General features: G+C 68.9%; 4 protein-coding genes. 1 reads left to right on the top strand and 3 read right to left on the bottom strand.

Translation table 11 applies throughout. The annotated features are described in order from the left end of the window. Positions 1–348: 348 nt before the first annotated feature. Both ppdK and dusB read right to left on the bottom strand, forming a co-directional pair. Positions 349–3,096 (bottom strand): pyruvate, phosphate dikinase, encoded by a 2,748-nt coding sequence (gene ppdK / locus ACFVYE_RS14190; protein WP_383971276.1) that lies wholly within the window; start codon positions 3,094–3,096, stop codon positions 349–351. A gap of 651 nt (positions 3,097–3,747) precedes the next feature. Beyond that, positions 3,748–4,974 carry a tRNA dihydrouridine synthase DusB gene (gene dusB, locus ACFVYE_RS14185; protein WP_383971273.1) on the bottom strand — a complete coding sequence of 409 codons (1,227 nt, stop codon included), beginning with the start codon at positions 4,972–4,974 and terminating at the stop codon, positions 3,748–3,750. Positions 4,975–5,044: 70 nt separating this feature from the next. Between dusB and ACFVYE_RS14180 the strand changes: the two genes are divergently transcribed. Then, positions 5,045–6,529 (top strand): MFS transporter, encoded by a 1,485-nt coding sequence (locus tag ACFVYE_RS14180; protein WP_383971270.1) that lies wholly within the window; start codon positions 5,045–5,047, stop codon positions 6,527–6,529. Here the strand turns inward: ACFVYE_RS14180 and ACFVYE_RS14175 are convergent. Next, positions 6,502–6,645, bottom strand: coding sequence for a hypothetical protein (locus tag ACFVYE_RS14175; protein WP_389605670.1), 144 nt, complete (start codon positions 6,643–6,645; stop codon positions 6,502–6,504). The genes ACFVYE_RS14180 and ACFVYE_RS14175 overlap by 28 nt on opposite strands. Positions 6,646–6,789: the final 144 nt, after the last annotated feature.

Here is a 6,789-nt window from a genome sequence, read left to right as displayed (position 1 = left end):
CCGTGTGGGTTGTTGGGGGGGGGGTGGTGTTTGGGGTGGGGGGGGGGGGGGGGGGGGGGGGCCGCCCCCGGCGCGGGGGGGGGGGGGGGGGGGGCCCTCGTGGGGGCGCGCCCGGGCCCCCCCCACCCCGGTCCGTTCCCGGTCCATATCTTTGCGTATTGAACGAACTTTGCGTATTGAACGAAGAAAAGGCACAACGTCGAACAACCATTTTCCCCAGAACAAAACGAGGCGGCGGCATCCCCGCACAGGGTGCCGCCGCCTCCGGGAGTTCCGGAGTTGCCGTCGAGTCGGTGAGGGTACGGGTGAGCCGACGGCAGCTCCGGGTTCAGGGGGTGTGGTGTCGGGTCAGCGGCTGTCGCTGCCCTTCGACTCCGCGGCAGCCCTGCCCGCCTCCAGACGCGCGACCGGGATCCGGAACGGCGAGCAGGAGACGTAGTCGAGGCCGACCTCGTGGAAGAAGTGCACCGACTCCGGGTCGCCGCCGTGCTCGCCGCAGACGCCGAGCTTCAGGTCCGGGCGGGTGGCCCGGCCGGCCGCGACCGCGCTGCGGACCAGGGAGCCCACACCGTCCTTGTCGATCGTCTCGAACGGCGACACCCCGAAGATGCCCTTCTCCAGGTACGCGGTGAAGAACGAGGCCTCCACGTCGTCCCGGGAGAAGCCCCACACCGTCTGGGTCAGGTCGTTCGTACCGAAGGAGAAGAACTGTGCGGCCTCGGCGATCTGACCAGCGGTCAGCGCGGCGCGCGGCAGCTCGATCATCGTGCCGATGGTCAGCTTCAGCTCGGTGCCGGTGGCGGCCTCGACCTCGGCGATGACCTGGTCGGCCTCCTCGCGGACGATCTCCAGCTCCTGGACCGTGCCGACCAGCGGAATCATGATCTCGGCGCGCGGGTCGCCCTTGGCGTTCTTGCGTTCGGCAGCGGCCTCGGCGATCGCCCGTACCTGCATGGCGAACAGGCCGGGGATGACGAGACCGAGACGGACCCCGCGCAGACCGAGCATCGGGTTCTGCTCGTGCAGCTTGTGCACGGCCTGGAGCAGACGCAGGTCGTTCTCGTTGGCGTCCTTGCGGGACTCGGCGAGCGCGACCCGTACCGAGAGCTCGGTGATGTCGGGCAGGAACTCGTGCAGCGGCGGGTCGAGCAGCCGTACGGTGACGGGCAGTCCGTCCATCGCCTCGAACAGCTCGATGAAGTCGGCCTTCTGGAGCGGAAGCAGCTCCTCCAGCGCGGTCTCGCGCTCGGCGTCGGTGTCCGCGAGGATCAGCTTCTCGACCATCTCGCGGCGCTCGCCGAGGAACATGTGCTCGGTACGGCACAGGCCGATGCCCTGGGCGCCGAAGCGGCGGGCGCGCAGCGCGTCCTCGGCGTTGTCGGCGTTGGCCCGCACCCGCAGCCGGCGCACCCGGTCCGCGTACGCCATGATCCGGTGCACGGCGGCGACCAGCTCGTCGGCATCATCGGCGCCCGCGTGCATCCGGCCCTCGAAGTACTCGACGACCGGGGACGGCACGACGGGGACCTCACCGAGGTACACCTTGCCGGTGGAGCCGTCGACCGAGACGACGTCGCCCTCCTCGACGACGGTCCCGTCGACGGTCAGCCGCCGCCGCTTGGTGTCGACCTCGATCTCCTCGGCGCCGCAGACACACGTCTTGCCCATGCCGCGGGCGACGACGGCGGCGTGCGAGGTCTTGCCGCCGCGTGAGGTCAGGATGCCCTCGGCGGCGATCATGCCGTCGAGGTCGTCGGGGTTGGTCTCCCGGCGGATCAGGATGACCTTCTCGCCGGAGCGGGACCACTTGACGGCGGTGTACGAGTCGAAGACCGCCTTGCCGACGGCGGCACCCGGCGACGCGGCGATGCCACGGCCGAGCAGCACCGTCTTCGCGTCCTCGTCGAAGCGCGGGAACATCAGCTGCGCCAGTTGCGCCCCGGTGACCCGCTGGAGCGCCTCGGCCTCGTCGATGAGCCCCTGGTCGACCAGTTGCGTGGCGATCCGGAAGGCGGCACCGGCGGTGCGCTTGCCGACCCGGGTCTGGAGCATCCACAGCTGACCGCGCTCGATGGTGAACTCGATGTCGCACAGGTCCTTGTAGTGCGTTTCGAGGGTCTGCATGATCTGCATCAGCTGGTCGTACGACTTCTTGTCGATCGACTCCAGATCGGCGAGCGGCACGGTGTTGCGGATGCCCGCGACGACGTCCTCGCCCTGCGCGTTCTGCAGGTAGTCGCCGTAGACGCCCTGGTGGCCGCTGGCCGGGTCGCGGGTGAACGCGACACCCGTACCGGAGTCGGGTCCGAGGTTGCCGAAGACCATCGAGCAGATGTTGACGGCCGTGCCGAGGTCGCCGGGGATACGCTCCTGGCGGCGGTAGAGCTTGGCCCGGTCGGTGTTCCACGAGTCGAAGACGGCCTTTATGGCCAGGTCCATCTGCTCGCGCGGGTCCTGCGGGAAGTCACGTCCGGCGTCCCGCGAGACGATCTTCTTGAACTGCTTGACCAGCTTCTTCAGGTCGGCCGCGTCGAGATCCACATCGACCGTGACGCCCTTGGCCTCCTTCGCCGCCTCCAGCGCCTCCTCGAAGAGGTCGCCGTCGACACCGAGGACGGTCTTGCCGAACATCTGGATGAGGCGGCGGTAGGAGTCCCACGCGAACCGCTCGTCGCCGGCCTGGGCGGTGAGACCGACCACGGACTCGTCGGAGAGGCCGATGTTGAGGACCGTGTCCATCATGCCGGGCATCGAGAACTTCGCGCCGGAACGGACCGAGACCAGGAGCGGGTCGTCCGCCTGGCCGAGCTTCTTGCCCATCCGTGCCTCAAGGGCGTCGAGATGCGCGCTGACCTCGTCGCGCAGCTTCGTCGGCTCCTCGCCACTGTCGAGGTAGACCTTGCACGCCTCGGTGGTGATGGTGAAGCCCGGAGGGACGGGGAGCCCGAGATTGGTCATCTCGGCGAGGTTGGCACCCTTCCCGCCGAGCAGGTCCTTCAGATCCTTGTTGCCCTCGGTGAAGTCATAAACGAACTTCTCGCCCTGGGGCTCCCGGGATTCCGGGGTGGATGCGTGGGGATCTTTGTTTTCCGACACGGGTCTCGGCTCCTCGAGGACGCGGTGGCTGCCCTGACGGCGAGGAACATACCCAGATCGAAGGTGTCTGGGTACGTCCACTTGCGCGTCATGAGGCCTCAACCACCCGTCCGCCAGCAGATCGAAAGTGACATGGCCTGTCCCTCGATCGAAGAATGCCTTCATTTCTTGAACGAATAAGCACTCAGTGCGATCAGAATCCTCCAACTCGATCACACAGTGCAATGGAAGCGTCGATCGATCAAAGTGGAGTCCCTTGGCACCCAGTGCCACCATTTGAGAAATGCAGCTCCCAAATCGACGCTCATTTGAGCGATAGGGTTCTCAGGGTGGCGAGAATCACTCTACGATCGGCGCTCAGATGTCACCATCCGGACGGGTGAGGGGCGGCCGATGGTCACCCTTTGATCATCAAGATGCAGCCGAGTGTGAGCGGATTCGACGCGCGATGCCCCATGCGGGCGCTTCGACGTTCACTCTTGGCCGGATATCGTCGAATCCGGCTTGATATAGCGCTCAGATGAGCGAGGTAAAGGAAGAGGCACGCGGTGCCTGTGATGCCGCGTGCCTCTTGAAGGGCCGGAGGGCCGGGGAAGCCGGGGAAGCCGGGGAAGGCCCCCGTCGTACCGCTGCCAGGCCCCAGGAGCGTTCTCAGCCGCCCGAGGTGTCCAGCTCCGCGTCGGCGCTCACGCCCGCGCAGTCGTACGGGTCCTTCAACCAGCCGTCCGGCAGGACCACCCGGTTGTTGCCAGAGGTGCGCCCGCGCGGCCCGTCCGCGCCGTCCGGCCACGGCTGGTCCAGGTCCAGCTCCTGCAGCTGCCCGCCCAGCTCCTCCAGCGACGAGGTGACCGCCAGCTTCTTGCGCATCTCGGATCCGACCGAGAAGCCCTTGAGGTACCAGGCGACATGCTTGCGGAAGTCGATCACGCCACGGGTCTCGTCACCGATCCACTCGCCCAGCAGTGTCGCGTGCCTCAGCATGACGTCGGCCACCTCGCGCAGCCCCGGCGCCGCCCCGGTACGGGGTTGGCCCGAGCCGGGGGCGTGGGCGGTTGCTGTGGGGAGGTGGCTTCCACGGGGTGCCGGCGCCCGCCTCGTCTCCGTACCCTCGAACGCGCTCACCAGGTCACCGAAGAGCCAGGGGCGGCCCAGGCAGCCGCGGCCCACGACCACGCCGTCGCAGCCGGTCTCGCGCATCATCCGGCGGGCGTCGTCCGCGCACCAGATGTCGCCGTTGCCGAGGACGGGGATCTCCGGGACGTGCTCCTTGAGGCGGGCGATGGCGTCCCAGTCGGCGGTGCCGCCGTAGTGCTGGGCGGCCGTCCTGCCGTGCAGGGCGACGGCCGTGACGCCCTCCTCCACCGCGATCCGGCCCGCGTCGAGGTAAGTGATGTGGTCGTCGTCGATGCCCTTGCGCATCTTGATGGTGACCGGCAGGTCGCCCGCGTTGGAGACGGCCTGGTTGAGGATCGCGCGCAGCAGCGGCCGCTTGTACGGGAGCGCCGAGCCGCCGCCCTTGCGGGTCACCTTGGGGACCGGGCAGCCGAAGTTCAGGTCGATGTGGTCGGCGAGGTTCTCGTCGACGATCATGCGGACGGCCTTGCCGACAGTGACCGGGTCCACTCCGTACAGCTGGATCGAGCGCGGGGTCTCGCTCGCGTCGAAGCGGATGAGCTGCATGGTCTTCTCATTGCGCTCGACCAGCGCACGCGTGGTGATCATCTCGCTGACGAACAACCCCTTGCCGCCGGAGAACTCCCGGCACAGGGTGCGGAACGGGGCGTTGGTGATGCCGGCCATGGGGGCGAGCACCACCGGCGGCTGCACCGTGTGGGGGCCGATCCGGAGCAGCGGGAGCGAAGGGGCGAGCGTGGTCATTGCTCCATTGTCGCGTACGGCACGGAGCGGCCCGGCAGCAGAGTTCGTTAGTTAACCGTACTATCCATGTATGCCCGAGCTGAGCCCCCGCCGACGGCAGCTGGTGCTGGCGATCTGCTGCATGAGTCTGCTGATCGTCAGTCTTGACAACACCGTCCTCAATGTCGCCCTGCCCTCCATGCAGAAGGAACTGCACGCCACCGTCGCGGGCATGCAGTGGACGATCGACGCCTACACCCTCGTCCTCGCCTCGCTGCTGATGCTCGCGGGCTCCACCGCCGACCGGATAGGGCGCCGGAAGATCTTCAAGATCGGGCTCGTCCTCTTCACCCTCGGCTCGGTGCTCTGCTCCCTGGCGCCGAACCTGGAGTCGCTGGTGGCGTTCCGGATGGTGCAGGCGGTGGGCGGCTCGATGCTCAACCCCGTCGCGATGTCGATCATCACCAACACCTTCACCGACCCGCGCGAGCGGGCCCGCGCCATCGGGGTGTGGGGCGGTGTCGTCGGCATCTCCATGGCGGCGGGCCCGGTGGTCGGCGGCCTGCTGGTGGACTCGGTCGGCTGGCGGTCCATCTTCTGGATCAATCTGCCGGTCGGTCTCGCCGCGCTGCTGCTCACCTGGCGGTACGTCCCCGAGTCCCGGGCCCCGAAGCCGCGCCGCCCCGATCCCGTGGGGCAGCTGCTGGTCGTCGGACTGCTCGGTTCGCTGACGTACGCGATCATCGAGGCGCCCTCGGCGGGCTGGACCTCGCCGCGGATCCTGGTGTTCGCCGTGCTCGCCGTGTGCTCGCTCGTCGGGCTGCTGCTGTACGAGCCCAGGCGCGCCGAGCCCCTCATCGATCTGAGGTTCTTCCGCAGCGCCCCGTTCAGCGGTGCCACCGCCATCGCGGTCTGCGCCTTCGCCGCACTGAGCGGGTTCCTCTTCCTCAACACGCTGTATCTGCAGAACGTGCGCGGTCTGAGCGCTTTGCACGCCGGTCTGTACATGCTGCCGATGGCGGCCCTGACCTTTGTCTGCGCACCGCTGTCGGGCCGGCTCGTCGGCAGCCGGGGACCGAGGCTGTCGCTGCTGGTGGCTGGTGTGGCCATGACGGCGTGCGGGCTGTTGTTCGCCGCGTTCGACGCGGAGACGGACGACGTCCTGCTGTTCACCGGCTATGTGCTGTTCGGTCTCGGCTTCGGCATGGTGAACGCGCCGATCACCAACACGGCCGTCTCCGGGATGCCGCGCTCACAGGCCGGTGTGGCGGCGGCGGTCGCCTCGACCAGTCGGCAGATCGGCGGAACGCTCGGGGTCGCCGTGATCGGCGCGGTGCTGGCGGCGGGCGTGGCCGGTACCGGTTCGCCGCGCGGCGCCGAGTACGGGGCCGCGTTCGTGGACGCGAGCAAGCCCGCCTGGTGGATCCTCGCCGGGTGCGGGCTGTGCGTCCTGTTGGTGGGGGCACTGACCAGTGGGCACTGGGCGCTGGAGACGGCGCGCCGTACCGCGGAGCGGCTGGAGGCGCCGAAGGGCGTCCCCGCCGGGAATCAGGCGTCGGCGGGCTCCAGGGCCTGAGGGCGCTGCTCGGGGATGCGGGACGCGCCGGCCGTGACACTGCCGGCGCAGCCGGCCGCGGTGGTGCCGCCGAGTCCGCGGCTGCCGCGCAAGGTGGCGTGAACGCGGGACGGCAACGGGGCACGGAAAAGGGCGTGGGGCCCGCTAACACCACGGGGTGCCGGCCCCCGGGGGGGACGGTGTTTTTGGGCGGCAGCTCTGTGGCGGGGGGTGCGTCGCGGACCTAAACGGCGGGGCGGCGTGGTGACCCACCCGCCCCG

The organism is Streptomyces sp. NPDC058239 (genome assembly GCF_042882185.1).
Taxonomy (GTDB): Bacteria; Actinomycetota; Actinomycetes; order Streptomycetales; family Streptomycetaceae; genus Streptomyces.
The sequence above is the reverse complement of the archived record's forward strand: the minus strand, read 5'-3'. Positions and strand labels throughout refer to the sequence as shown.